Source organism: Azospirillum sp., from assembly GCF_050789165.1.
On sequence record NZ_JBOZRT010000045.1, the window covers coordinates 41614 to 65641 of the forward strand.

The following is a 24028-nucleotide window of genomic DNA, read 5'->3' on the forward strand; positions in this document are numbered from 1 at the left end:
ACTCCGCGCCCCGGGCGCCCGCGTCAGCGCTCGATCTCGCGGGTCCAGCGCTTGTTCCAGGCCTCGCGGTTGGCGTTGATGGTGTCCCAATCGACCACCAGCAGCTTGCCCATCTGCTCCGGCCCGTAGGGCAGGCCGACCTGCTGCTCCGGCGCCAGCTTCACCGTCTTGTTGACCGGGCCGAAGCCGGCGCCGGTGGCGAGCGCGGTCTGCACCTCGGGGGCCAGCATGTGCTGGACGAACGCCTGTGCCTCCGCCGCCTTGGCGGTGCCGGCGATCGGGCAGGCCGCCGAGGCCAGCACGACTCCGCCCTCCTTCGGATAGGTGAAGGCGGCCGGGAAGCCGGTGTCGGCCAGCGCCTTGGCGCGGCCCGAGCCCCACACCGCGACCAGCGCCTGCCCGCTCTGGAACAGCTCGGTCATCTTGCCGGGCGACGGCTCGTAGACGAGGACGTTCGGGTTGACCTTGTCGCGGAATTCCTTGAAGCCGGGCTCGATGTTCTTCTCGCCGCCGCCGTTCAGGCGCGCCATCATCACCAGCGCATGCAGGCCGTAGGAGTTGTTGATCGGCGGGACGACCAGCTTCTTCTTGAACTTGGGATCCTCGATGTCCTTCCACGAGGTGGGTGCCGGCCAGCCGTTCTCGTCGAAGACCTTCTTGTTGTAGACGATGCCGGTGCCGACGGCGCCGAAGTTGACCGCCTTGTTGGAGGGGATCTTCGCCAGATCGTAGAGGTCGTCGTACACCGGCGCCTTGGCGAGGTCGCCGCAGAAGCCGAGCGCCACCGCCTGATACATCGGGCCGTCGTCGAGGATGACCACGTCGATCTGCTGGTTGCCCTTCTGCGCCTGCAGCTTGGCAAGGTTGTCGGTCGAGTTGCCCGCGACGTACTCCACCTTCACGCCGTGCTTCTGCTCGAAGGCGGGAATGACGTCCTTGCGCATGGTCTGCTCGAAGGAGCCGCCGTAGGCGGCGACGTACAGGGTCTTCTGCTGCGCCTGGGCCGCTCCGCACCACATGGCGGCGGTCATCATCAGGCCGTAAACCGCATACCGCATTCCTCTGCCTCCCTTCCGTTGTCCCGGCGCCCCGCGAGGCGCGATGTGTTGTGTGCGAATGCTGTGGTCACGTACCTATAACCGTCAAATCGAATTACTGGGGGCCGTCATGCGAAAATGTTATGTTCTTCCAGCCCCAGCCAGCGGACGGACCTACGCCGATGCTCAACCCACGCCAGATCGAGGCCTTCCGCGCGGTCATGCTGACCGGCGGCATCACCTCGGCCGCCGAGTTGCTCAACGTCTCGCAGCCGGCGGTGAGCCGCCTGATCACCGACCTGCAGCACGCGCTCAAGCTGACGCTGTTCGAGCGCCGCGGCTCGCGGATCATGCCGACCAGCGAGGCGCAGTCGCTGTACCAGGAGGTGGAGCGCTCCTTCGTGGGGCTGGACCGGATCGAGCAGCGGGCGCGCGACCTGCACGCGCGCCGCGCCGGCACGCTGCGCGTCGCCGCCATGCCGGCGCTGGCCATCGGCTTCCTGCCGCGCTTCGTCGCGCGATTCCTGGAGCCGCGCCCGCGCGTCGACGTCACGCTGTGGGGCAGCAGTTCTACAGTGGTTCTCGACTGGGTCGCGGCGGGGCAGTGCGAACTCGGGTTCGGGCAGACGCCGGTGGAGCATGCCACCGTGCTGAGCGAGAAGCTGCCGGCAGTCGCCGCGGTCGCCGTGGTGCCGAGCGGCCACCGGCTGGCGGAAAAGGCCCGCCTCGTGCCGCAGGACTTCGTCGATGAGCCGTTCATTTCGCTGGGTCAGTCGACGTTGCTGCGCTACCGCATCGACGCGACGTTCGCCAATCACGATGTCAGCCGAAAACAGCGGGTCGAGACGCAGTTGACCATGATCGCCTGTGCCATGGTCGCGGAAGGAAGCGGCGTCGCCATCGTCGACCCGTTCACCGCCCAGGAGTACCAGGGCCGCGGCGTCGTGATCCGCCCCTTCGACCCGGCCATCTACATCGACATGGCGGTGCTGACGTCGGCGCAGCGGTCCTTGTCGACGCTCGCTCAGGACTTCCTGACGGAGTTCCGCGACGCGGTCGCCGCATTCAGTCTCGACGCGAACACGTGAGGGCCATGCATTTTCCCGCCATCATGCTGCAGCGCCGGCTTGACGGCGGCACCGCTGAGCGGCTATGTCTCGCGCCCCTGGCCGGAAGGGTGGCCGAGTGGTTAAAGGCAGCAGACTGTAAATCTGCCCGCGTCAGCGTACGTAGGTTCGAATCCTACCCCTTCCACCAACAGGCACGCGCCGCGGCGTGGGCCGAGCCGCCGGCCGCCAATCGGGCGATATCGCCGAATCCCATCGCTCCGTTGGAGAAGACGATGGATTGGCGCACCAAATACCAGAAGCGTGCCGTTTGCATTCGACTTGGCGACGTGATTACAACCGCCAAAACTGTTTGATTGCCATCAATCCAACGCATCCATTGTTCACTGGCTTCGCTTCACGCCGGCCCCGCGGGGCCGATGCATTTTTTCGCCGGAAGCGGGATTAAGCCGCGGCCGTCGTCGTATACTGGTCAGGGGTGGGGAAGAACGGGGCGAATGGATTTTTCGAAGCATCTGGGTGTGTTGCGCCGTTACGCGCTGGTGCTGACTCGCGACGGCGAGCGCGCCGAGGATCTCGTGCAGGAGTCGCTCCTGCGCGCGCTGGAGGGTGCGCACACTTGGCGTGCCGGCGGCGACCTGCGCAAATGGCTGCTGTCCATCGTCCACAACACCCACGTGTCGCGGATCCGCCGCCAGAGGACGGAGCGCGAGGCCGAGGGAGTCGTGGCCGCACAGTCGGCCGGCTCGCACGCGCCGCCGCAGACCGACGGCGTCGATCTCGGCCAGACCATGCGGGCGTTGATGGACCTGCCGGAGGAGCAGCGCGAGGTGTTGGTGCTGGTGGCGATCGAAGGAGTGAGCTATCGGGATGCGGCGGATTGCCTCGGGATTCCCATGGGGACCCTGATGTCCCGCCTGGGGCGCGCCCGCGCGGCGTTGCGCGCGGCCACCGGCCGCTCGGCCGCCGAGAAGGCTGCGGCCGGCGCCGGTTTGCGAGTGGTGAGGTAAGCGATGTCGACCGAAATCTCCGAGGAGGATCTGCTCGCCTACGTCGATGGCCAGTTGGACGTCGCGCGCCGGGTCGCCGTGGAGGCGTATCTGCAGGAGAACCCGGAGCTTGCCGCGCGGGTCATGCAGGACATGCGGCAGCGCGACGAGATCCGGCTGTTCCTCATGGAGGATGCGCCGCCCGACGCCGAAACGGAACCCGCGGCGGCGGTGATTCCCCTGCCGGCGCCGAAGCCTCGCCCGCCGCGCGCCCACCCCACCCTGCGCGCCGCCGCCGCCGCGGTGCTGTTCATCGGCATCGGCTGGTCGGCGCACGAGCTGTTCGGCGACATCCTGGCCGACCCGGCGGCGGCGGCGCACGCCGTGCCCGCCTTCGCCAGCGAGGCGGCCGAAGCGTACCGCAAGGCCGAAGCTCCGGGCACCGCGCTGGCCAGCCGGCCGCCGGAGGAGGTCCCGCACCTCGCCCGCCTCGCCTCGCAGCCGTCCGGCACCACGCTGGCCATCCCGACCTTTCCCCGGGAGCTGCGGCCGCTGGCGACGCGGATCATCCCCTGGGACGGCCGGGCCGCGGTGCAGGTCGACTACACGACGCGGGAATCGCGGCGCGTCACCCTGTTCGCCGCCGAGGATCCGCGGTTCGCCGTCTCCGCCCTGGAGGTCGCCAGCATCGAGGGTGTCTCCGTCGCCTACTGGCGGCAGGGGCACCACGTCTACGCGCTGTCCGGCGACATCCCCTTCGCCGACCTGCTGTCCTACGCGGAGTCGGCGCACTTCTCCTGGTTCGATTCCTTCCTGACACAGTGAACGAGACGTCCATGTGGAATCAGTATCCTGACCAGCCGCAGCAGTACGGCTACGCCCGCACCATCGACCAGGCGGCGTTCGACGCCGGCCTGCGGCAGCACATGCTGCGGGTCTACAACTTCATGATGCTGGGCCTGGCCGTCACCGGCGGGGTGGCCTTCCTGGTCGCCAGCATGCCGGCCCTGTACGTGCCGATCTTCACGACGCCGCTGAAGTGGGTGGTGATGCTGGCACCGCTGGCCTTCATCATGGTCCTGTCCTGGCGCTTCCAGAGCATGTCGCTGGGCGCGCTGCAAGCCACCTTCTGGGCCTTCTGTGCGGTCATGGGCCTGTCCATGGCCTCGGTCTTCCTGGTGTTCACCGGGGCCAGCGTGGCGCGGGTGTTCTTCATCACCGCCGCGATGTTCGCCGGCATGAGCCTGTACGGCTACACCACCAAGGCCGACCTGTCGAAGATGGGCGCCTTCCTGATGATGGGCCTGCTGGGCATCGTCATCGCCGGCTTCGTCAACATCTTCGTCGGCTCGACCGCGCTGCAGTTCGCCATCTCGGTCATCGGCGTGCTGGTCTTCACCGGCCTGACCGCCTACGACACCCAGCGCATCAAGGAAGAATACGCCGAGAGCTACGGCCACGAGGCCAACGGCAAGCTGGCCGTGATGGGCGCGCTGTCGCTCTACCTGAACTTCATCAACCTGTTCCAGATGCTGCTGCAGCTGCTCGGCCAGCGCGAGGAATAGCCCCCGACGAAGGCCCCGCTCCCTTCCCCTTCGTCGCATCATGGCCGGGCTCGTCCCGGCCATGATTCTGTCAGGGCCCCGCCGGGTTCCCGCCAATCCAAAAATTTTTCGCACCCCCGGGATTACGGACGCATGCGGTTCGTATACCGGACAGTTGGATGCGCTGACGGAGTCGGATTGGCACTCAGCTGTTCAGGGGAGTCACCGGGGCGATCGGCCTCCCTTGAATTTACCGCGTGTATTCGAGTCTACCTTTGAAGCGAGAAGACCACTCGTGGCCGCGCTCACGCATGAGCGCGGCCATTTTTCGTGTAAATACGGCGGTTATATACGTCAGCGAGACTCACGTTTATTCCGACTTCAACAAGCCATCGCCGCACTGTCCCTGCCCGCCGCGCACACCACTTGAGTCATAACCCCAATTTTTTCCCCAACTACGGGCTTGTACTTTACACTTGGCTCTGGTATACCATGCACCAAATTCGGCATGCCAAAGCCGGCCACCAGAGCAGACTTGCTTCTGCCCCGGAGAGAACAAGGGCCCAACGCCCAGGCAAAAAAGCGAGCGACAACGACCCCCGGCCGGTGAAACGGCCGCGCCAGATGCTTCGAACATTGCATTGGGAGGGAGCAAATGAGCGAAACGACTGCGGGCGCACCCCTGGGAGGCGCGGCCCGGCCATCGGATAAGGTCCGCTGGATGCAGATCGTCGCTGGTATTGTTTGTATGGTGGCCGCCGCCAACATCCAATACGCATGGACGCTGTTCGTTCCGGAGATCCAGCAGACGCACGGCTGGACCCGCGCCTCGATCCAGACCGCCTTCACGATCTTCGTCGTCGTGCAGACGTGGCTGACGCCCATCGAAGGCTATTTCATCGACCGCTACGGTCCGCGCGTCATCGTCGCGTTCGGCGGTCTGTTCACCGGCCTCTCGTGGATCGTCGACAGCTACGCCTCCACGCTGACGATGCTGTATGTCGGCTCGGCCATCGGCGGCGTCGGCGTCGGCTGCGTCTACGCCACCTGCGTCAACAACGCGCTGAAGTGGTTCCCGGACAAGCGCGGCCTCGCGGTCGGCCTGACCGCCGGCGGCTACGGTGCCGGCTCCGCCCTGACGATCCTGCCGATCTCCAGCATGATCCACTCCAGCGGCTACCAGTCCACCTTCTTCTTCTTCGGCCTGCTGCAGGGCGCCATCATCTTCCTGGCCGCCTGGTTCCTGCGCACCCCGGCCAAGGAGGAGGTCAAGCTGTCCGACAAGGTCGCGCAGAGCCGCCGCGACTACACCCTGGCCGAGGCGCTGCGCACCCCGGTGTTCTGGGTGATGCAGCTGATGTTCATCTGCACGGTGACCGGCGGCCTGATGGCCGTGGCGCAGCTGGGCGTGATCGCGCATGACCTCGGCGTCAAGGAGACTCCGGTCAGCATCCTCGGCATCACCATGGCCGCCCTGCCCTTCGCGCTGATGCTCGACCGCATCATGAACGGCATCTCGCGCCCGCTGTTCGGCTTCATCTCCGACCACATCGGCCGCGAGGCGACCATGTTCGTCGCCTTCACGCTGGAAGGCCTGGGCATCATCATGCTGAGCCGCTTCGGCCACGATCCGATGATGTTCCTGATCCTCAGCGGCATGGTCTTCCTGGCCTGGGGCGAGGTGTACAGCCTGTTCAGCGCGACCTCGGCGGACACCTTCGGCACCAAGCACGCCGGCAAGATCTACGGCGTCCTGTACTGCGCCAAGGGCGTCGCCGCCCTGCTGGTCCCGCTGGGCAACCTGCTGATGGAGGCCACCGGCACCTGGGCGACCGTGCTGTACGTCACGGCGGCCATGGACCTGACCGCCGCGGCTTGCGCGCTCTTCGTGCTCAAGCCGATGCTGGTCAAGCACCACGCCCGCAACCGGGCGCTGTTCGAGGAGCAGCAGCAGGCGACCGGCCTTCGCGCCACCGCCTGAGCGGACCGACCGGAACCGGGGGAGCCGCCGCGCGGCTCCCCCTTTGCCTTTTGGGAGTCCTCCCGACATGACGGTCCGAAAATGACGGATCGAGCCGACCTGGCGTTCGTCATCCGCTGGGCCGCCGCGGGCCTTGTGGTCAGCGTCGCCGCGACGGCGCTGGTGCTGATCCCGCAGGCCCTGCGGTCGGAGCCGGTGATCGTCGAGCGCGCGCTGCACAACATGGACGGCCGGACCTGCGAGCGGGTGCTGCAGGCGATATCCGACCAGCCCCGCGCCGGCGAGCGTATCCTCTGGCTGTGGGCCGAGGAATCGACACCGGGCCTCTACGCCACCGCCTCCAGGGTCGGCCCGGCCGGCGAGGCGCCGGCGCTGCCCCGCCCCTACGCCTTCCAGCCGCCGGCGCAGGCCGCGCCACCGCAAGCCTGCTCGTACCCCAACAACTCGCTGCACGTCCTGGCCGTCGAGGGCCGTTGAGCGTCAGAGTCCGCCGATCCCATCGGCGAACAGCTTCACCCCGGCGACGAACAGCAGGACGTAGCTGACGGCATAGAACAGCCGCTCGGACACCCGCCTGGTCAGCCACACCCCCATCCAGATGCCGATCGGCGCCAACGGCGCCAGCAGCAGCGAGGTGGCGAGGTTTCCGGTGTCGATCTGCCCCAGCCAGACGTAGGGCACCAGCTTGACGTAGTTGATCACCGCGAACAGCAGGACGGTCGTCCCGGCCAGCGTCATCTTCTCCAGCCGCTGCGGCAGCAGGTAGATCATGATCGGCGGGCCGCCGGCGTGCGCCAGGAAGCTGGTGAAGCCCGACAGCGTCGACCAGAACATCCCGGCCAGCCGCGAGGCCGGCGGCGACTCGGCGATCCGCCGCTGCAGCAGCGGCTTGAGCCATTGGTTGATCGAGAAGGCGACGGCGATCACGCCGATGATCAGGCGCACCGCGTTGTCATCCAGGTGCCCGAACGCCAGCACGCCCACCCCGATGCCAAGCATGGCGCCAGGCAGCAGCACGCGCAGCTGGTCACGGTTCCACCGGCCGCGGTAGGCCCAGATGCCGAACAGGTCCATCAGGCACAGGATCGGCAGCATCAGTCCCGCCGCCTGCCCCGGCGGCATGACCAGCGCCAGCATCGGCACGGCCAGCGCGCCGAGCCCCGAGAGCCCACCCTTGCTGATCCCGGTCAGCAGGACGGCGGGGATCACCAGCGCGTAGAAGGTGGCGTCGGCGATCATCCCGCCCGGCACTCCCCATGGTGAAGGGTTGCGAGCATGCCCGTCGCGACGCGCGGATCCCAGAAGAATCCCGGCGGGGCTCGAACCGCCGCGCTTTCCGTATTATCTTCGGACCGGACAACAAACCGACGGGGAGGAACAACGTTGGACATCGACCTGAAGCAGCGCCTGGCGCTCGCGGTGCTGGAGAGCCCCGCCGAGGCCGTCATCTACTCCGACCGCGAGGGCGTCATCCGCCTGTGGAATGCCGGGGCGGAGCGCGTGTTCGGCTTCACCGCGGCCGAGGCGCTGGGGCAGTCGCTCGACCTGATCATCCCGGAGCGGCAGCGCAAGGTGCATTGGGACGGCTACGACGCCGTCATGGCGAGCGGCCAGAGCCGCTACGGCAGCGGCGACCTCCTGTCGGTGCCGGCACTGACCAAGGGCGGCGGCCGCATCTCGGTTGAGTTCACCATCGTGCCGTTGAAGGACGAGGAGGGCCGCATGCTCGGCATGGGCGCCATCCTGCGCGACGTCACCAAGCGCTTCGAGGAACTGAAGACGCTGCGCCGGCAGGCGGCGCAGGCGGCAAAACAGTAAACCCCCTCTCCCGCCTCTCGCGCTGGCCGCAGGCCAGCGCTGACGGCGTCAGGCGGATCGAAGATCCGCCGAGAGCCCCGGGAGAGGGAGTGGACCCACGCGAAGCGTGGGAGGGTGAGGGTCCGTTCAAGGATCCTTGCCTGTACCCTCACCCGGCGCCTGCGGCGCCACCCACTCCCGGGGCGGGAGAGCGTTGAACTACCGCGACCCGCCCACCAGGGCCGGCAGGTCCATCGTCGGACCGTTGGCGCCGTCCTCGATGGAGATCGGGTTCATGCCGCGGGCCCCCAGCGCCACGCTGACCGGGCGGCCGTTGTTGTGGTTCTTCCACATCTCGTACAGCGCCATCGCCGCGTAGATCTTGGCCTCGCGGCTGGTGTTGAACAGCCACTCCTGACTCGGCGTGACGCGCAGCAGGCCGTCCTCGCCGGCCTCGACGCGGTCGGCGAACTTGTAGCCCAGCTCGTCGTTGACGCGGCCGATCAGGCGGTCGAAGCCCGAGGAGTAGCGGGCGAAGCTGCCCCGCCCGTTGCCGCCGCTGCCCAGCGTGCTGGCCGAGCGCTGGCGCAGCAGGTCGGAGAACACCCAGCCCTCCTCGCCGGTGCGCAGCACACGCACGCCGGTCCAGCCACCCTCCTGCCGCAGCTCCAGCAGCTCGTCGCCGCGCCGCACCGTGGTGCGGATCGCGCCGCGGTCGGACGGGGCGGCGCGGACGTTCACGCGGTCGCCGGTGATGGTGTAGGTGTCGCCGGGGTTGGCCATGGCCGGCGCGCTCAGCGCCATGAGGGCCGCGGTCCCGAGCCCGAGGGCGCACACACGAAGCGTTTTCGACTTCCCTGACATATCTTCCCTCCCGCAAGGCGCATTCCGAACGCGAATGCGCTCCGTCACAGCTTCAACAGCGGTACACGGGGAGAGGGTCCAACCCAGGGGCGCCGCACCACGGGAGGATTAGTCGAACCGCCTCCTGAGCGGGCTGTCGCCGGCCGGCCAGACCCCGCGGTCGACCACCTTGCCGCCGTCGAACACCAGCCAGCTCTGCCGGCCATAGTGCGGCAGCGGCCGTGCCAGCGCCTGCAACGCCGCGCCGTCCGCCGCCTCGACCACCAGCACCGGTTTGCCCTGCGGGCTGCGCGCCGTCCACGCCCGCCCGGTGCCGCGCCCGGCGAGGCCAGCCGGCGCCTGGATCTGGTAGGCGCGCAGCAGCGGCGCCACCGCGTCCGCCGTTCCGATCAGCGCCAGCGGCTGGCCGGAGTCGGTGCGGTCGGGCGCCACCACCCGCAGCTTGCGGTCCATCAGCCGCTCGGCCAGCGCGCGGGCCGTCTCGGCCGCCGCCCCCTCGGCGGCGAGCACCACGTTGGTCGCGCCGTCCAGCGTCACGTCGCGCAGCGTCGGCGGCGCCTCGCCCGGCGCCAGACGGCGGAACAGGTCGTAGCCGGGATCGACAGCCACCGACTTCAGCGTGCCCGGCACCGGCAGGCTGGCGGTGACCTCGCGCCCATCCAGGCGCACGACGTGGCGCTGCACGCCGGCGGAGGTCTCGACCACCACCGGCACCGACAGCGCGTAGACCGGCTGGTCCTGCCGCAGCGTCAGGGCGACATGGTCGCCCTGAGGCGCGGCGCCGGCGAGGTGCAGCGCCGGCGCGCCGGTGCGCTCCACCCACTGCGCGAAGAAGGGGCCGAGGTCGCGGCCGCTCTGCTCCTCGAACGCCTTGCGGAGGTCGCTCCAGCCGGCGTCCTTGAAAACGTGCGCCTGCCAGAAGCGGCGGATGCCGGCGGCGAACGCCTCCTCGCCCAGCTCGCCGCGCAGCATGTGGAAGAGCATGGCCACCTTGCCGTAGCCGACGATCTGCGAGGCGTCGTGCACCTTCGCCTTGAAGGCGCTGACCGGCGCATCGCGGTCGGCCGGCAGCGCCGCGTAATCGCGCAGCCAGTCCAGCCGTGCCGCCTGCGCCGCGTCGGGGCCGCGCGCCTCGGCGGCGGCGTAGTCGCCCATGTAGGTGGTCAGGCCCTCGCACCAGTTGCCTTGCCCGTAGTCGACCCGGACGCCGTTGCCCCACCAGTTGTGCAGGATCTCGTGCGCCAGCGACTGGCCGCGCACGAAGGGCAGCGGCAGCACGGTCTTCCCGATATAAGTCAGTCCGGGAAAGCCGAGGCCCACCGGCAGCGGCGCCGACACGATGGCGAAGCCGGCGAACGGATAGGCGCCGATCCGCGCCGAATAGCCGTCGATGGACCGCTGCGTCAGGTCGAGCAGGTCGTCGGACAGTCCGTTCAGCTCCGCCTCGAAATACGTGCGCAGGCGCAGGGCACCATGCATGCGCTCGCGCACCTCCCATTTGCCGGCGAACAGCGAGGGCGCCTCCACCGTGCGTTCCTCGGCGAAGACGGCGCGGTAGCCGGTCTCGCGGCCCTCCCCCTTGAGATCCCCGGTCGCCACCGCGACGTAGGGCGCCGGCACCCGCACGGCGAGGCGCCACGTCGGCGCCTCGTCGTCCAGCGTCGGCAGCCACGCCGGCCCGCCGGGCAGATAGGCACCCTCGGCGCCGGACGCCGCGCCGTTGCCCCGACCATCCGGGTTCAGCGCCGCCAGCGTGCCGCCGTAGCGCAGCGTCACCTCGCCGCCCGCCGGCACGCTCAGCGTCAGCGTCATGCCGCGCCGCTCAAAGGGCAGCGGCCGGCCGCCGGCGGTGGCCTCGGCGACGGTCAGCTCCGGCGCCAGGACGAGGGTCTGCGGGCCGGGCGGCAGCGTCAGCCGGTCGCGCACCTCCAGCCGCCGCGCGGGCGGGTCGAGCGTGACGTCGAGGTCGTGGTGCACGCCGGCCGCCAGCGCGGGCCAGGCCATGAGGAACGCCGTGACGGCGGGGAGGATGCGAAGCATCCCCCCACTATAGCGCGTCAGGCGGCGCGCCGCTTCACCGCGTGCAGCAGCGCCGCCAGCCGGGCGTCGTGGATGCCCAGCTGCTCCAGGTGCTCGACGGTGTTGGTCAGGTACTCGACGTTGGGGCCGCGCTCGCCGGCGCAGCAGGCGATGCGCTCGACCATCTCCGCCTCGTCCAGGCAGGGGCAGTACTGCGAGTGCTCGCGGTCGACCACGAAGGTGCAGGCGTCGGCCACCCGCCGCCCGCAGCCGAGATGGACCGGCAGCAGCCGGGGGCGGTAGGTGCGGTTGATCATCTCCCGCTCCCACAGGTAATCGAGCGTCGCCGCCGCATGCTCCGCCGCCACGCGGAAGGCCATGCCGCGGCACGAGCCGCCGCGGTCGAGGCCAAGCACCAGCCCCGGCCGCTCCGGCGTGCCGCGGTAGCGGTGCGAGGCGACGCAGAAGCGCCGGTGGTAGCCGCGCAGCACCGCCATGTGGTGCTCCAGGTACGGAAATCCGGGGTTCCACATCAGCGAGCCGTAGGCGAACACCCACAGCTCCGCGTCCGGGGCGACCGGGATGTCGGCCGCCCAGGCGGGGGCCGGCTTGCAGGGGGACTGGTTGAAGCGCGTGTCGAGCAGCATGGCGTTGCGAGTCGCAGAAGGCTCCGGGTCGAGCCTAGCACGCACACCATATGGGCGCTATAACACGCCTGTCACAGTCCGGACCCGCCACCGATGCTCCTCTCCAAGCCTCTCCGGAAACGCCTGACCATCGCCGCCTCGATCATCGCCGCCGCGCTGCTCGCCGCGTGGTGCGCCGCGTGGTGGGTCGTCGCCGGCACGGTGGAGCGCGGGCTGCACGCCTGGGCCGAGGCCCAGCGCGCCCAGGGCGCCACGGTGGAGTACAAGGACCTCAAGGTCGGCGGCTTCCCGCTTCTGGTGCGCGCCAGCGCGTCCGACGGCCGGGTGGCGGCGCGCGGCATCGACTGGCGCGGCCCGGCCATCGTCGCCGAGGCGCCGCTGTGGGACCCGGCGCGCATCGAGCTGACCCTGCCCGGCGAGCAGCGCCTGCGCCTCAACCCCAACGCCGGCCCGCCGGTGGAGCTGGCGGCCCGGCACGGCGGCGCGGGGTACGTCACCATGTCGAGCACCGGCACGCCGCTGGAGGGGAGGCTGACCTTCCCCGGCGCGGCGCTGGCGCCCGAGCTGCCGGGCGAGCCGGTGTTCACCGCCGCCGGGGTCGAGCTGACGCTGACCCAGCCGCCCGAGCCGCCGGCCGACCCGCAGCAGACCGGCCTGGGCGCCACGCTGACGGTGACCGACATGCAGCTTCCCGGCGCGCCGCCGGCGGGCCTGGGCAGCGTGGTGCACCGGGTGGCGGTGGCGTTGCGGGTGCAGGGCCGGCCGCCGCAGATCCAGCCCGAGGCGCTGGCCGCCTGGAGCCAGGGCGGCGGCACGGTGGCGGTGGACTCCGCGGCGCTGCACTGGGGGCCGCTGAAGCTGGCGCTGAACGGCACGCTGGCGCTCGACAAGGACCTGCAGCCGCAGGCGGCGATGACCGCCGAGGTGCGCGGGGCGGCGCAGGCGCTGACCGCGCTGAAGGACCAGCTGAAGCCCAACGAGATGAACATCGCCCGCAGCGTGGTCGGCATGCTGGCCCGCCCCGACGAGGACGGCGAGCCGGTCATCAAGGCGCCGGTGACCATCCAGTACCGCGGCGTCTTCGTCGGCCCGCTGAAGGTCGCGGCGGTGCCGGCGATCCAGTGGTGAGGGGTTGAAGCCCCCTCCCTAACCCTCCCCCGCTGCGCGGGAGAGGGAACTCCGCCGCTGCGTCGGCAGTCCCCTCCACCGCAACGCGGGGGAGGGTTAGGGAGGGGGCCTTACGCCTGCTTCGCGTCGATGATCCCGCGCCGGATCGCGCGCGTCTTGGTGAAGGTCTCCTGCAGCGTGTCGCCCTCGCCCCAGCGGATGGCGCGCTGCAGCGCGGTCAGGTCCTCGGTGAAGCGCTGGAGGATCTCCAGCACCGCCTCGCGGTTGTTGAGGAAGACGTCGCGCCACATGACCGGGTCGGACGCGGCGATGCGCGTGAAGTCGCGGAAGCCGCCGGCCGAGAACTTGATGACCTCGGACTTGGTGTCCTCCTCCAGGTCGGAGGCGGTGCCGACGATGGTGTAGGCGATCAGGTGCGGCAGGTGCGAGGTGATCGCCAGCACCCGGTCGTGGTGCGCCGGCTCCATGATCTCCAGCCTCGAGCCGCAGCGGCGCCACAGCTCGGCCACCTTGTCCACCGCCGCCTCCGACGCGCCGGGCGGCGGGGTGAGGATGCACCAGCGGCCCTGGAACAGCGTGGCGAAGCCGGCCTCCGGCCCGGAATGCTCGGTGCCCGCCACCGGGTGGCCGGGAACGATGTGCACGCCCTCCGGCAGGTGCGGGCTGACGTCGCGCAGCACCGCCATCTTCACCGAGCCGACGTCGCTGACGATGGCGCCGGGCTTGAGGTGCGGCGCCATGCGCTCCGCCACCTCGGCGCAGGCGCCGACCGGCACGCACAGCACCACGAGGTCGGCCGCGCCGACCATCTCGCCCAGGTCGGGCGTGGCGGCGTCGAGGAAGCCCAGTTCCAGCGCCTTGGCGCACACCGCCTCGCTGCGGTCGCTGCCGACGACGCTGCGCGCCAGCCCATATTCGCGGATCGCCCGCGCCAGCGACGAGCCGATCAGCCCGATGCCGATGATGGCGACGCGATCGAAAAGCGGGGCGGAGACGTTGGTCATGGTGCGGGGCCCTGGGCGCGGCTGTCCGGAAGGTCGTGGGGTTTTACAGCACCGGGGCGGCGGGGGGCCACGGCTTATTTGCCGCGCGGGGCGCCTGTGGAACGGAATGGAACACTATGGAACAGTGTGCAGGGCGTGTTCAGTACGCCGTTCCGGGGTGCGGGCGCACCATGCCCCTTGAGGACTTTCATCCTAGCGCGTTTCGGCTGGCTCGGCAAGCGATAACCCCCCTCCCCCAGCTCCGCTGGGGGAGGAAGGGTGGGGGCAACGGCTGCGCTGGCAGGTGGAGAGCCTTGGACGCGCCGCTGCTCCCACCCTCCCGCTGCGCGGGTCCCTCCCTCCCCCGCCGGAGGCAGGGGAGGGCTTTGGGAAACCGTCGCCCCCTCAGCCCGCCAGGAAGCCCTTCAGCGCGTCCACCACCGAGCGCATCTCCTCGTCGGTGCCGATGGTGATGCGCAGGCAGTCGGGCAGGCCGTAGGCGTTCATCTGGCGCACCAGGATGCCGCGGTCCTTGAGGAACTGCCGCGCCGCCTCGGCATCGTCCTTGCCGGGCTTCTGGCCCTGGAACGACACCAGCACGAAGTTGGCGATGCTCGGGTGCACGGTCAGGCCGAGCGCCTTCAGCTCGCCGACGAACCAGGTGCGGCAGCCCTCGTTGTGGGTGCGGGCGCGCTCCAGGAACTCGCCGTCCTCCAGCGCCGCGACGCCGGCCGCCTGGGCGGCGCCGGAGACGTTGAACGGCCCGCGCACGCGGTTCAGCACGTCGGCCACCGGCGCCGAGGAGTACGACCAGCCGAGGCGCAGCGAGCCCAGCGCGAAGATCTTGGAGAAGGTGCGCGTCATCACGACGTTGGCGTGCTTCTCCACCAGCTCGACGCCCGAGGAGTAGTCGCCGCCCGGCGGCGCGAACTCGGCGTAGGCGGCGTCGATGACCAGCAGCGCGGTCGGCGGCAGGCCGGCGTGCAGCCGGGCCAGCTCCTCGCCGGTCAGGTAGGAGCCGGTCGGGTTGTTCGGGTTGGCGACGAAGACGATCTTGGTGCGCGGCGTGACGCGCGCCAGCATGGCGTCCACGTCGGTCTTCAGGTCGGTCTCCGGCGCGGCGACGGGCGTGGCGCCCACCGACTTGGCGGCAATCGGGTACATCAGGAAGCCGTGCTGGCTGTACAGCACCTCGTCGCCGACACCGGCGTAGGCGCGCACCAGCAGGCCGATCAGCTCGTCCGAGCCGGCGCCGCAGACGATGCGGCCGGCGTCCAGGTTGAAGCGCTTGGCCAGCGCCTCGCGCAGCTCGGTCGAGCCGCCGTCGGGGTAGCGGTGGATGCTGCCGGCCACCCGCGCGTAGGCCTCCATGGCCTTGGGGCTCGGCCCCAGGGCGCCCTCGTTGGAGGCGAGGCGGATCGTCCCGGCGGCCTCGCCGCCGATGTAGGGGGCGATGTCCATGATGCCCGGACGGGGCACCGGCGCAATCGGCGTGCTCATGTCGGAATCCGTTGCAGCAGGGGGTTGAACGAGGAATTCCCCTTCACCGTCATCCCCGCGAAAGCGGGGATCCAGGAAACGCGGCAACGCCGGGGCCTTGCAAGGTGCTCTGGATCCCCGCTTTCGCGGGGATGACGGACAGGGGACAGACTTAGGGGAGCCTCAGCGGCACCGCGTAGCCGCCGATGGTGTTGACGCGGGCCGGGATGTCGCCCAGGCGCTCGACCAGGGCGCCCAGGCGCGGGTCCTGCGGGTCGACGAAGTCGGCGACCTCGACCAGATGCACCGAGGCGCCGTGCGGGTCGCGCGCGTGCCAGGTGCAGAAGCCCACCGCCGGCAAGCCGACCGACTCCAGCATGTCCTTGAAACGGCCGCGGCTGAGGTCGCCGCCCAGCTCGATGCCGAGCAGCGTGCGGTCGTCGCCGGTCGGCTCGTGCGGGATCAGCCCGATGGCCAGCGCGTCGCGGTCCTCGCCGCGGGCGTTGCCGCGGCCGCCGAACGGCAGGCGGGCGACGATGCGCGGCGTGCGCACGTCCCCCGACACCAGGAAGCGCCACCAGGGGTCGGCGTCATCCTCGGCCGGATAGGGAACGATGCCCACCGTCGCCGTGCCCTCGGACACCGCGCGCACGGCGGCGACGGGGGAGTTGACCGCGGTCATCGGCACGAAGCTGCCGAAATGGTCGCGCGCCACGTCCCAGAAGCCGCGGCGGTCCTCCGGCGCGTACACCGCGACGGCGAACGGCCCCTGCAGGCGGGTCAGCGCCGAGACCAACTCGCGCCAGATGCGGACCACGACGCCGGGCGGGAGGGAGCCGGTGTGGCGCGCCATCAGCCGGCGCAGGATCACCGCCTCGCGCCCGGGGCGCAGGAAGATGCCGCCGGGGCCCTTGGCCGCGCCGATGCGCTCGACCACCTGGGCGCGCCGCATCAGCAGGTCGTGCAACTGGTTGTCGATCTGGTCGATCTCGCGGCGCAGGTCTTCCAGGGGGGCTTTCGAGGGCGGCATCGGAGCGGGAACCATGTCTGGCAAAGCCGGATAGTAGTAGTCCGCGAAGCCGCTAAAATCAAAGAAAACGTTGACACCTTCGGACCTTGGTCGGTACGTCTACGCTCCCGCTCCGGAACAGGCTTTCTGCGCCAAAGATGTCCGCTTCCAAGCCCTCCGTGACCGCCCCGATCGACACGGCGGTCCTGCCCGGGAGCCGCGTCCGGCTGGGCGCCGACCGGCCGATGCCGCTCGACAGCGGGCTCGACCTCGGCCCGTTCACGGTGGCCTACCAGACCTACGGCACGCTCAACGCCGACCGCTCGAACGCGGTGCTGGTCTGCCATGCGCTGACCGGCGACCACTACGTCCTCGACCGCCACCCGGTCACCGGCAAGCCCGGCTGGTGGGAGCAGATGGTCGGCCCCGGCCGGCCGGTGGACACCGAGCGCTACTTCGTCATCTGCTCGAACGTCATCGGCGGCTGCATGGGCTCGACCGGTCCGGCGGAGACCGACCCGGCGACCGGAAAGCCGTACGGCCTGAACTTCCCGGTCATCACCATCGCCGACATGGTGCGCGCCCAGAAGCTGCTGATCGACCACCTGGGGATCGAGCAGCTGTTCGCCGTCATCGGCGGCTCCATGGGCGGCATGCAGGTGCTGCAATGGGCGGTGTCGTACCCGGAGGCGGTGTACGCGGCGCTGCCCATCGCCACCGCGTCCATCCATTCGGCGCAGAACATCGCCTTCCACGAGGTGGGCCGGCAGGCCATCATGGCCGACCCGGAATGGGCCGGCGGCGACTACCTGAACCAGGGCCGGCGGCCGCAGCGCGGGCTGGCGGTGGCGCGCATGGCCGCGCACATCACCTACCTGTCGGAGACGGCGCTGCACCGCAAGTTCGGCCGCAACCTGCAGGACCGCACCGCCGTCACCTACGGCTTCGACGCCGACTTCCAGGTGGAAAGCTACCTGCGCCACCAGGGCATCAGCTTCGTCGAGCGGTTCGACGCCAACTCCTACCTCTACATCACGCGCGCCATGGACTATTTCGACCTGGCGGCGGACCATGGCGGGGCGCTGGTCAACGCGTTCCTCCCCAACGGCAAGCCGACGCCGGTGCGCTTCTGCCTGGTCAGCTTCTCCAGCGACTGGCTGTTCCCGACCCGCGAGTCGCGCGCCGTCGTGCACGCGCTGAACGCCGCCGCGGCGAACGTCAGCTTCGTCGAGGTGGAGACCGACAAGGGGCACGACGCCTTCCTGCTCGACGAGCCGGAGTTCCACCAGGTGATCCGCGGCTTCCTGGAGGGCTGCGCCGAGCATCGCGGCCTGACCGCGCGCCGCCACGCCCGCACCGCCTGAGGCCCAGCCTTTGAGAGCTTGCCCGTGACTGTCCTCGAAGCCCCCTCAAGCGTCCGAAACGGCACCGGCCGCCCCGCCGACATCCGCATCGACCTGCGGCTGGTGGCGGACATGGTGGAGCCGGGCTCGCGCCTGCTCGACATCGGCTGCGGCGACGGCCAGCTGCTCTACCACCTGACGCACGAGAAGAACGTCGACGGCCGCGGCATCGAGCTGAGCATGGACGGCGTGCACCGCTGCGTGACGCAGGGCCTGTCGGTGATCCAGGGCGACGCCGAGACCGACCTGAAGGACTATCCCTCCGGCGCGTTCGACTACGTGGTGCTGGGCCAGACGCTGCAGGCCATGCGCGAGCCGCGCGCGGTGCTGGAGCAGCTGGTGCGCATCGGCCGGCACGCCATCGTGTCGTTCCCCAACTTCGGCTACTGGCGCATCCGGGTGCAGCTGCTGCTCAATGGCCGGATGCCGGTGACCGAGCGGCTGGGCTACCAGTGGTGGGAGACGCCGAACATCCACTTCTGCACCATCGCCGACTTCGTCGACCTGTGCCGGCAGTGCGGGGTGAGCATCGAGCGCACCATGATCCTCGACCGCGCCGACCGCGTGGTGTCGCACAAGCACGGGCGCCTCGCCAATCTCCTGGGCGAGCAGGCGGTCTTCCTCCTCAAGCGCAGGTAAGGGAACCCGGGCCGGATCGGCAGGTTGTTGCTTGGGCGCGATCCGTCACCGGGGGGTGCCCATGCGTTCGCTTCGACTCGTCCTGCCGGTCCCCGTCCTCTTCATGGGAGTCCTGCTCGTCGCGGGGGTGGCGGCCGCCCAGCAGCCGCAGCCGCTGACCATGCTGCCGCCTGACGACCACGGGCTGCCGCGCGTCGCCCCGGCGGTGCAGCGCCCGATGACCGCCGCCGAGGCGCAGGCGCTGATCGGCAAGAGCGTCGTCACCCGGGACGGCGAGCCCGCCGGCGAGATCCGCGATTTCGTCCTGGCCGGGCCGGACGGCCGCATCGACAGCATCGTGCTGACGCAGGGCGGCTTCCTGGGCATCGGCGCGCGGGTCTACGCGGTGCCGGCCTCGGCCCTGCGGGTGGGCGCCGCGCAGCGGATTCCCGCGCCGGGCCAGCAGCGCCCGATGGAGATCAGCGTCGACCTGACCGCCCGCGAGCTGGCCGACACGCCGGAGTTCGCCTACGGCGCCGAGACGCTGTCGCTGGTGCGGCGGCGGTAGGTGGGTCACTCCACCGGCGGCGGCGGCGCGGTCAGGGCCAGCTGGCTGGCGATCACCGCCGCCTGGGTGCGGGTCAGCACGCCCATCTTGCGCAGGATCGTGGTGACGTGCGCCTTCACCGTCTTCTCGGAGATCGCCATCTCGTAGGCGATCTGCTTGTTCAGCTTGCCCTCGGCGATGCCGGCCAGCACGCGCAGCTCCTTCGGCGTCAGGCCGGCGATGCGCTGCTCGGGATCGGCGTCGGTCGAGTCGTCCACCTCCTCCACCGTCGGCATCCAGATCTCGCCGTCCAGCACGGCGCGGATCGCCTCGCCGATCTCGGTGTTGGGCGCCGACTTCGGCACGAAGCCGGAGGCGCCGCAGTCGATGGCCCGCCGGATGGTCGCGTGGTCCTCCGACGCCGAGACCACCAGCACCGGGATCGCCGGATGGTCGGCGCGCAGCATCATCAGGCCGATGAAGCCGCTCATGCCCGGCATGTGCAGGTCGAGGATGATGATGTCGGTCGGCTCCGGCCCCTCCAGCAGGGGGGCGATCTGCTCGAACCGGGCGGCCTCGGCGACCTCGGCCTCGCCCAGCGCCTGGGCGATGGTCTGCCGCAGCGCGGTCCGCATCAGCGGGTGGTCGTCGGCAACCAGAACGCGATAGGACATGGACGCCCCAAGGGGTGAGAACCGTACGCCAGTATTCAACGCCCACCCTGCGGTTGACAACCTCGGTCGGGTGATAGGCGCCGCCCGCTTTTGCAAACGGTTCGATTTCCCGATAATCTGTCGTCAAAACAGGCAGGGGAGGAGAGCGCCATGGCCGCAACGGCCGCGCTGCCGCGCGTCACCTATTCCAACATCGCCACCGACTTCACACCCGTGCACGACCACCTGGACCGGCTGATCCCGGAGGTGCGGGCCTCGCTGCTCGGCCGCGAGCGGGCGAACGTGATCGCCGGCCGGACGGACGAGGACGGCACCGCCTACGACGCGCGCAGCCCGATCGACCGGGCCGTGCTGCTGGGGCGCTTCGTCGAGGCGTCGGCCGGGGCGGTGGACCGCGCGGTGGCAGCGGCCCGGGATGCCTTCCGCGGCTGGTCGCGCCGGCCGTGGACGGAGCGCGTCACCCTGCTGCGCGCCGCCGCCGACCGGCTGGACGCGCGCAAGCACGAGCTGGCCGTCGCCTGCCTGATCGAGGTCGGCAAGTCGCGCCTGGAGGCCGTCGGCGAGGCGGAGGAGGCGGTCGACCTGATCCGCTACTACTGCGCGGAGATGGAGCGCAACGAGGGCTTCCGCCGCCCGATGCAGCGCGCCTTTGCAGCCGAATCCACCGAGGACGTGCTGCGCCCGCACGGCGTCTTCGCGGTGATCGCGCCGTTCAACTTCCCGCTGGCGCTGTCGGTCAACATGGCCTGCGCCGCGCTGCTGGCCGGCAACACCGTGGTCTACAAGCCGAGCCCGGCCGCCGGCCTGACCGGCGCGCTGCTGGTGGAGACGCTGGGCCTGCCGGACGGCGTGCTGAACCTGCTGTGCGGCGGCGCCCCGGTGGGCGAGCGGCTGGCGGCGCACGCGGACGTGGCCGGCGTCGCCTTCACCGGCTCCCACCGGGTGGGCATGGATCTGTACCGCCGGCAGGCGGCCGGCCCGTGGGTCAAGCCGCTGGTGGTGGAGATGGGCGGCAAGAACCCGGCCTACGTCACCGCCAGCGCCGACCTCGACGCCGCGGCGGCGGGGGTGATGCGCTCCGCCTTCGGGCTGCAGGGGCAGAAGTGCTCGGCCTGTTCCAAGGCGTACGTGCACGATTCGGTGTACGACGCCTTCCTCGCCAAGCTGGCGGATGCGACGGCGCATATCCGCATCGGCGACCCGACCGAGCGCGACGTCTTCCTGGGCCCGGTGATCGACGCCATGGCCGGCGAGCGCTTCGAGCGCGCGGTGGCCGAGGCGCGGCGGCAGGGCCGCGTCCTGCTCGGCGGGCAGCGGCTGACCGGCGGCGTCCTCGACCGCGGCACCTACGTGGCGCCCACCGTGGTGGACGCGCTGGACGCCAACCACCGCCTGAACCGCGACGAGCTGTTCCTGCCCTTCCTCAGCGTGCAGCGCTTCACCGACCTGGACGCCGCCATCGCGGACGGCAACCGCGTCGCCTACGGCCTGACCGCCGGCGTCTACACGCGCGACCAGGGCGAGCTGGACGCCTTCCTGGAGAGCGCCGAGGCCGGCGTGCTCTACGCCAACCGCCCGAGCGGCGCCACCACCGGCGCCTGGCCGGGCATCCAGAGCTTCTGCGGCTGGAAGGGCTCCGGCGTCAGCGGCAAGGGCGGCCTGGGGCCGCACTACCTGCCGCAGTTCCTGCGGGAGCAGAGCCGGACGATCCTCACGACGGAGCCCAACGCATGACCCGCATCCTGCACCGCCACACCAGAACCACCTACCCCGTCGCGGTGCGCGGCGAGGGGATCCACCTGTTCGACAGCGCCGGCAAGCGCTACATCGACGCCTCCGGCGGCGCGGCGGTGTCGTGCCTCGGGCATGGGCACCCGCGCGTCGTCGCGGCGATCCAACGGCAGGCCGAGACGCTGGCCTACGCCCACACCTCCTTCTTCACCAGCGAGCCGGCCGAGGCGCTGGCCGAGGTTCTGGTCGAGGGCGCGCCGGCGGGGATCGGCCACGTCTACTTCGTCTCCGGCGGGTCGGAGGCGGTGGAGGCGGCGCTGAAGCTCGCCCGCCAGTACTTCCTGGAGATCGGCCAGCCCGAGCGCCGGCACGTCATCGCCCGCTGGCAGAGCTACCACGGCAACACGCTGGGCGCGCTGGCGGCCGGCGGCAACCTGTGGCGCCGCCGTCCGTTCGAGCCGCTGCTGGTGGACATGCCGCACGTCGCCGCCTGCTATCCCTACCGCGGGATGCGGCCGGGCGAGAGCGAGGAGGCCTACGGCCGCCGCGTGGCCGACGAGCTGGAGACGGAGATCCTCCGCCTCGGTCCCGGCACGGTGGCCGCCTTCGTCGCCGAGACGGTGGTCGGCGCGACGCTGGGCGCGGTGCCGCCGGTGCCGGGCTACCTGCCGCGGATCCGCGAGATCTGCGACCGGCACGGCGTGCTGCTGATCCTCGACGAGGTGATGTGCGGCATGGGCCGCACCGGCACCCTGCACGCCTGCGAGCAGGAGGGCGTCGCGCCCGACCTGATGACCATCGCCAAGGGTCTGGGCGGCGGCTACCAGCCGATCGGCGCGGTGCTGCTGTCGGAGCGGATCTTCGCGGCGGTCCGCGACGGCTCCGGCTTCTTCCAGCACGGCCACACCTACCTCGGCCACCCCGTCGCCTGCGCCGCCGCGCTGGAGGTGCAGCGGGTCATCGCCGACGAGGACCTGCTGGCCAACGTGCGGCGCCAGGGGGCGGTGCTGATGGAGGCGCTGACGGCGCGATTCGGCGACCATCCGCACGTCGGCGACATCCGCGGCCGCGGCCTCTTCCAGGCCATCGAGCTGGTCGCCGACCGCAACACGAAGGAGCCGTTCGACCCGGCGCTGAAGCTCAACGCCCGGATCAAGGCCGACGCCATGGCGCGCGGGCTGCTCTGCTACCCCATGGGCGGCACGGTGGACGGCCAGCGCGGCGACCACGTGCTGCTCGCCCCGCCCTTCACCCTGACCGAGGCGCAGGCCGCCGAGATCGTCCGCCTGCTGGGCGAGGCGGTGGACGCCTGCACGAAGGATATAGGCCCGTAGCGGTACTGTCCGTTGGACGAACGTTGTGCAACGCTCGACGGCAAGAAACATACAGGGAGATTGAGACCATGCGCACCGTGTTTGCCGCTGTGGGGGCGGCTGCCCTTCTGGCGACCTCCGTACCGGCGTCGGCACAGCAGAGCTTCGTCACCGTCGGCACCGGCGGCGTCACCGGCGTGTACTACGCGGTGGGCGGCGCCATCTGCCGGCTGATGAACAAGGACCGCAAGGAGCACGGCATCCGCTGCTCGGTCGAATCGACCGGCGGCTCGGTGTTCAACGTCAACGCCATCCGCCAGGGCGAGCTGGAGTTCGGCATGGCGCAGTCCGACATCCAGTTCCAGGCCGCCAAGGGCCAGGCCGGCTTCAAGGACGCCGGGCCGTTCGGCGAGCTGCGCGCGGTGTTCTCCGTGCACCCCGAGCCGTTCACCGTGCTGGCTCGCAAGGAGGCCGGCGTCAAGACGTTCGCGGACCTCAAGGGCAAGCGCTTCAACGTCGGCAACCCCGGCTCGGGCACGCGCAACTCCATGGAGGAGCTGCTGAAGGCCATGGGCACCGACCTGTCGTTCTTCTCCCTGGCCGCCGAGCTGAAGCCGGACGAACACGGCCCGGCGCTGTGCGACAACAAGATCGACGGCTTCTTCTACGGCGTCGGGCATCCGTCCGCCAACATCCAGGACCCGACCACCGCCTGCAGCGCCAGGCTGATCCCGCTGACCGGCCCGGCGGTCGAGGCGCTGGTGAAGGAGCGGCCTTACTACGCCGTCGCCACCATCCCCGGCGGGCTGTACGGCAACAACCCCGACCCGGTGCAGACCTACGGCGTGACCGCGACCCTGGTGTCGTCGAGCAAGGTGCCGGCGGAGACGGTGTACCGGATCACCAAGGCGGTGTTCGACAACCTCGAGGAGTTCAAGAAGCTGCACCCGGCGTTCGCCAACCTGGACCCGAAGCAGATGGTCAAGGCCGGGCTTTCGGCGCCGCTGCACGACGGCGCGGTGAAGTACTACAAGGAGAAGGGGTGGATGTAACATCCCTGAGCCCCTCTCCCTTCACGGGAGAGGGGTTGGGGAGAGGGTCGTTCCGGCCGGAGGCCGGCATCCAAGACTCGTCCGCCGCCTGCCGGCGGCTATCCCCCTCTCCCCAACCCCTCCCCCGCAAGGGGGGAGGGGCTTTG

General features: G+C 70.4%; 23 protein-coding genes and 1 tRNA gene. 15 read left to right on the forward strand and 9 right to left on the reverse strand.

The features are described 5' to 3' along the window. Nucleotides 1-23: 23 nt before the first annotated feature. Entirely contained in the window at nucleotides 24-1058 is a 1035-nt protein-coding gene (locus tag ACRWK7_RS10060) for an ABC transporter substrate-binding protein (RefSeq protein WP_431856079.1), read from the reverse strand. Nucleotides 1059-1219: 161 nt separating this feature from the next. Between ACRWK7_RS10060 and ACRWK7_RS10065 the strand changes: the two genes are divergently transcribed. From ACRWK7_RS10065 to ACRWK7_RS10095, 7 genes are all read left to right on the forward strand, one after another. After that, nucleotides 1220-2125, forward strand: coding sequence for a LysR substrate-binding domain-containing protein (locus tag ACRWK7_RS10065; RefSeq protein WP_431856080.1), 906 nt, complete (start codon nucleotides 1220-1222; stop codon nucleotides 2123-2125). A gap of 83 nt (nucleotides 2126-2208) precedes the next feature. Continuing rightward, nucleotides 2209-2294, forward strand: a tRNA-Tyr gene (locus tag ACRWK7_RS10070). A gap of 307 nt (nucleotides 2295-2601) precedes the next feature. Continuing rightward, on the forward strand, nucleotides 2602-3114 hold the full coding sequence (locus ACRWK7_RS10075) for a sigma-70 family RNA polymerase sigma factor (protein ID WP_431856081.1): 513 nt from the start codon (nucleotides 2602-2604) through the stop codon (nucleotides 3112-3114). Nucleotides 3115-3117: 3 nt separating this feature from the next. Next, a complete protein-coding gene (locus ACRWK7_RS10080) occupies nucleotides 3118-3918 on the forward strand; it encodes an anti-sigma factor family protein (protein WP_431856082.1) in 801 nt (266 codons plus the stop codon). Between the two features lie 11 nt (nucleotides 3919-3929). After that, nucleotides 3930-4658, forward strand: a complete 729-nt coding sequence (locus ACRWK7_RS10085) for a Bax inhibitor-1/YccA family protein (protein ID WP_431856083.1) — start codon at nucleotides 3930-3932, stop codon at nucleotides 4656-4658. 634 nt (nucleotides 4659-5292) lie between these two features. Further along, nucleotides 5293-6618 (forward strand): oxalate/formate MFS antiporter, encoded by a 1326-nt coding sequence (gene oxlT, locus ACRWK7_RS10090; RefSeq protein WP_431856084.1) that lies wholly within the window; start codon nucleotides 5293-5295, stop codon nucleotides 6616-6618. 81 nt (nucleotides 6619-6699) lie between these two features. Further along, nucleotides 6700-7095: a hypothetical protein gene (locus ACRWK7_RS10095; RefSeq protein ID WP_431856085.1), complete on the forward strand. Its 396-nt coding sequence runs from the start codon at nucleotides 6700-6702 to the stop codon at nucleotides 7093-7095. Nucleotides 7096-7098: 3 nt separating this feature from the next. Here ACRWK7_RS10095 and ACRWK7_RS10100 read toward each other — a convergent pair whose 3' ends face one another. Then, the gene (locus tag ACRWK7_RS10100; RefSeq protein WP_431856086.1) at nucleotides 7099-7857 is read right to left on the reverse strand and encodes a sulfite exporter TauE/SafE family protein; all 759 of its coding nucleotides are present in this window, start codon (nucleotides 7855-7857) and stop codon (nucleotides 7099-7101) included. A 144-nt stretch (nucleotides 7858-8001) separates the two neighbouring features. Between ACRWK7_RS10100 and ACRWK7_RS10105 the strand changes: the two genes are divergently transcribed. Further along, nucleotides 8002-8436, forward strand: coding sequence for a PAS domain-containing protein (locus tag ACRWK7_RS10105; protein WP_431856087.1), 435 nt, complete (start codon nucleotides 8002-8004; stop codon nucleotides 8434-8436). Nucleotides 8437-8634: 198 nt separating this feature from the next. On the opposite strand, the gene ACRWK7_RS10110 is transcribed toward ACRWK7_RS10105, so the two are convergent. The 3 genes from ACRWK7_RS10110 to ACRWK7_RS10120 form a co-directional block, all read right to left on the reverse strand. Next, nucleotides 8635-9219, reverse strand: a complete 585-nt coding sequence (locus ACRWK7_RS10110) for an SH3 domain-containing protein (protein WP_431856088.1) — start codon at nucleotides 9217-9219, stop codon at nucleotides 8635-8637. Between the two features lie 168 nt (nucleotides 9220-9387). Next, nucleotides 9388-11319 (reverse strand): M1 family metallopeptidase, encoded by a 1932-nt coding sequence (locus tag ACRWK7_RS10115; RefSeq protein WP_431856089.1) that lies wholly within the window; start codon nucleotides 11317-11319, stop codon nucleotides 9388-9390. 17 nt (nucleotides 11320-11336) lie between these two features. Beyond that, nucleotides 11337-11945: a gamma-glutamylcyclotransferase gene (locus tag ACRWK7_RS10120; RefSeq protein ID WP_431856090.1), complete on the reverse strand. Its 609-nt coding sequence runs from the start codon at nucleotides 11943-11945 to the stop codon at nucleotides 11337-11339. Nucleotides 11946-12038: 93 nt separating this feature from the next. On the opposite strand from ACRWK7_RS10120, the gene ACRWK7_RS10125 reads away from it, so the two are divergent. Further along, nucleotides 12039-13073, forward strand: a complete 1035-nt coding sequence (locus ACRWK7_RS10125; protein ID WP_431856091.1) for a DUF2125 domain-containing protein — start codon at nucleotides 12039-12041, stop codon at nucleotides 13071-13073. Between the two features lie 110 nt (nucleotides 13074-13183). Here ACRWK7_RS10125 and ACRWK7_RS10130 read toward each other — a convergent pair whose 3' ends face one another. The 3 genes from ACRWK7_RS10130 to pheA all read right to left on the reverse strand — a co-directional run bounded on the left by ACRWK7_RS10130 (nucleotide 13184) and on the right by pheA (nucleotide 16565). After that, the gene (locus ACRWK7_RS10130) at nucleotides 13184-14077 is read right to left on the reverse strand and encodes a prephenate/arogenate dehydrogenase family protein (RefSeq protein WP_431856092.1); all 894 of its coding nucleotides are present in this window, start codon (nucleotides 14075-14077) and stop codon (nucleotides 13184-13186) included. 384 nt (nucleotides 14078-14461) lie between these two features. After that, a complete protein-coding gene (gene hisC / locus ACRWK7_RS10135) occupies nucleotides 14462-15556 on the reverse strand; it encodes a histidinol-phosphate transaminase (protein WP_431856093.1) in 1095 nt (364 codons plus the stop codon). Between the two features lie 151 nt (nucleotides 15557-15707). Then, nucleotides 15708-16565 (reverse strand): chorismate mutase, encoded by an 858-nt coding sequence (pheA, locus tag ACRWK7_RS10140; protein ID WP_431856094.1) that lies wholly within the window; start codon nucleotides 16563-16565, stop codon nucleotides 15708-15710. Between the two features lie 137 nt (nucleotides 16566-16702). Here pheA and metX point away from each other — a divergent pair, with 137 nt between their 5' ends. The 3 genes from metX to ACRWK7_RS10155 all read left to right on the forward strand — a co-directional run bounded on the left by metX (nucleotide 16703) and on the right by ACRWK7_RS10155 (nucleotide 19133). Beyond that, nucleotides 16703-17908: a homoserine O-acetyltransferase MetX gene (gene metX / locus ACRWK7_RS10145; protein WP_431856095.1), complete on the forward strand. Its 1206-nt coding sequence runs from the start codon at nucleotides 16703-16705 to the stop codon at nucleotides 17906-17908. Nucleotides 17909-17932: 24 nt separating this feature from the next. Next, on the forward strand, nucleotides 17933-18586 hold the full coding sequence (gene metW, locus ACRWK7_RS10150) for a methionine biosynthesis protein MetW (RefSeq protein WP_431856096.1): 654 nt from the start codon (nucleotides 17933-17935) through the stop codon (nucleotides 18584-18586). A 61-nt stretch (nucleotides 18587-18647) separates the two neighbouring features. Beyond that, nucleotides 18648-19133: a PRC-barrel domain-containing protein gene (locus tag ACRWK7_RS10155; protein WP_431856097.1), complete on the forward strand. Its 486-nt coding sequence runs from the start codon at nucleotides 18648-18650 to the stop codon at nucleotides 19131-19133. Between the two features lie 5 nt (nucleotides 19134-19138). On the opposite strand, the gene ACRWK7_RS10160 is transcribed toward ACRWK7_RS10155, so the two are convergent. Next, nucleotides 19139-19786, reverse strand: a complete 648-nt coding sequence (locus tag ACRWK7_RS10160; protein ID WP_431856098.1) for a response regulator — start codon at nucleotides 19784-19786, stop codon at nucleotides 19139-19141. 150 nt (nucleotides 19787-19936) lie between these two features. On the opposite strand from ACRWK7_RS10160, the gene ACRWK7_RS10165 reads away from it, so the two are divergent. The 3 genes from ACRWK7_RS10165 to ACRWK7_RS10175 all read left to right on the forward strand — a co-directional run bounded on the left by ACRWK7_RS10165 (nucleotide 19937) and on the right by ACRWK7_RS10175 (nucleotide 23882). Beyond that, entirely contained in the window at nucleotides 19937-21520 is a 1584-nt protein-coding gene (locus ACRWK7_RS10165; RefSeq protein WP_431856099.1) for an aldehyde dehydrogenase family protein, read from the forward strand. Next, nucleotides 21517-22851, forward strand: coding sequence for an aspartate aminotransferase family protein (locus ACRWK7_RS10170; RefSeq protein ID WP_431856100.1), 1335 nt, complete (start codon nucleotides 21517-21519; stop codon nucleotides 22849-22851). Before ACRWK7_RS10165 ends, ACRWK7_RS10170 begins: the two co-directional genes overlap by 4 nt. A 68-nt stretch (nucleotides 22852-22919) precedes the next feature. Further along, nucleotides 22920-23882 (forward strand): TAXI family TRAP transporter solute-binding subunit, encoded by a 963-nt coding sequence (locus ACRWK7_RS10175; RefSeq protein WP_431856101.1) that lies wholly within the window; start codon nucleotides 22920-22922, stop codon nucleotides 23880-23882. Nucleotides 23883-24028 lie beyond the last annotated feature (146 nt).

Bases quoted from the DNA above. Each gene is read 5' to 3' on its own strand.
- ACRWK7_RS10120 (WP_431856090.1), bottom strand. From the start codon at position 11,945: ATGCTGCTCGACACGCGCTTCAACCAGTCCCCCTGCAAGCCGGCCCCC.
- ACRWK7_RS10075 (WP_431856081.1), top strand. From the start codon at position 2,602: ATGGATTTTTCGAAGCATCTGGGTGTGTTGCGCCGTTACGCGCTGGTG.
- ACRWK7_RS10080 (WP_431856082.1), top strand. From the start codon at position 3,118: ATGTCGACCGAAATCTCCGAGGAGGATCTGCTCGCCTACGTCGATGGC.
- hisC (WP_431856093.1), bottom strand. From the start codon at position 15,556: ATGAGCACGCCGATTGCGCCGGTGCCCCGTCCGGGCATCATGGACATC.
- pheA (WP_431856094.1), bottom strand. From the start codon at position 16,565: ATGCCGCCCTCGAAAGCCCCCCTGGAAGACCTGCGCCGCGAGATCGAC.
- ACRWK7_RS10160 (WP_431856098.1), bottom strand. From the start codon at position 19,786: ATGTCCTATCGCGTTCTGGTTGCCGACGACCACCCGCTGATGCGGACC.
- metX (WP_431856095.1), top strand. From the start codon at position 16,703: ATGTCCGCTTCCAAGCCCTCCGTGACCGCCCCGATCGACACGGCGGTC.
- ACRWK7_RS10110 (WP_431856088.1), bottom strand. From the start codon at position 9,219: ATGGCGCTGAGCGCGCCGGCCATGGCCAACCCCGGCGACACCTACACC.
- ACRWK7_RS10130 (WP_431856092.1), bottom strand. From the start codon at position 14,077: ATGACCAACGTCTCCGCCCCGCTTTTCGATCGCGTCGCCATCATCGGC.
- ACRWK7_RS10175 (WP_431856101.1), top strand. From the start codon at position 22,920: ATGCGCACCGTGTTTGCCGCTGTGGGGGCGGCTGCCCTTCTGGCGACC.
- ACRWK7_RS10085 (WP_431856083.1), top strand. From the start codon at position 3,930: ATGTGGAATCAGTATCCTGACCAGCCGCAGCAGTACGGCTACGCCCGC.
- ACRWK7_RS10065 (WP_431856080.1), top strand. From the start codon at position 1,220: ATGCTCAACCCACGCCAGATCGAGGCCTTCCGCGCGGTCATGCTGACC.
- ACRWK7_RS10115 (WP_431856089.1), bottom strand. From the start codon at position 11,319: ATGCTTCGCATCCTCCCCGCCGTCACGGCGTTCCTCATGGCCTGGCCC.
- ACRWK7_RS10170 (WP_431856100.1), top strand. From the start codon at position 21,517: ATGACCCGCATCCTGCACCGCCACACCAGAACCACCTACCCCGTCGCG.
- ACRWK7_RS10155 (WP_431856097.1), top strand. From the start codon at position 18,648: ATGCGTTCGCTTCGACTCGTCCTGCCGGTCCCCGTCCTCTTCATGGGA.
- ACRWK7_RS10100 (WP_431856086.1), bottom strand. From the start codon at position 7,857: ATGATCGCCGACGCCACCTTCTACGCGCTGGTGATCCCCGCCGTCCTG.
- ACRWK7_RS10165 (WP_431856099.1), top strand. From the start codon at position 19,937: ATGGCCGCAACGGCCGCGCTGCCGCGCGTCACCTATTCCAACATCGCC.
- ACRWK7_RS10125 (WP_431856091.1), top strand. From the start codon at position 12,039: ATGCTCCTCTCCAAGCCTCTCCGGAAACGCCTGACCATCGCCGCCTCG.
- ACRWK7_RS10095 (WP_431856085.1), top strand. From the start codon at position 6,700: ATGACGGATCGAGCCGACCTGGCGTTCGTCATCCGCTGGGCCGCCGCG.
- ACRWK7_RS10060 (WP_431856079.1), bottom strand. From the start codon at position 1,058: ATGCGGTATGCGGTTTACGGCCTGATGATGACCGCCGCCATGTGGTGC.
- oxlT (WP_431856084.1), top strand. From the start codon at position 5,293: ATGAGCGAAACGACTGCGGGCGCACCCCTGGGAGGCGCGGCCCGGCCA.